Here is a 267-nt window from a genome sequence, read left to right as displayed (position 1 = left end):
CTGGGGAGCTGAGACGACCTCAGGTTTGATGTTTCCGGTCTCGATCTTGACGACGTGACCGGCCTTGCCAACGGTCACTTTGGCGCTCATGGCTGCGGCCAGATTGATGCGCTGCCATCCACCCGAGGACGAGTCGAGGGCATACCCAGCATCGATTTCGGTGGCGGCCAACACCTGACGGCGCTGGGCATCGGAGAGGGTCGGGAAGGCAGTGCTCAATAGATTCTCGGCACCAGTCGGGACGACCGGAGCAGTAGTGGCGGGGGC

At 62.9% G+C, this 267-nt stretch carries 1 protein-coding gene; it reads right to left on the bottom strand.

The window, feature by feature from the left end; all coding sequences use genetic code 11:
* Positions 1-219 (bottom strand): hypothetical protein (locus WDW90_RS39670; protein ID WP_336493065.1); only part of this gene is annotated, 219 nt, incomplete at its 3' end.
* Positions 220-267: the final 48 nt, after the last annotated feature.

This window comes from Methylobacterium nigriterrae (genome assembly GCF_037106235.1).
GTDB classification, from domain to species: Bacteria; Pseudomonadota; Alphaproteobacteria; order Rhizobiales; family Beijerinckiaceae; genus Methylobacterium; species Methylobacterium nigriterrae.
The sequence above is the reverse complement of the archived record's forward strand: the minus strand, read 5'-3'. Positions and strand labels throughout refer to the sequence as shown.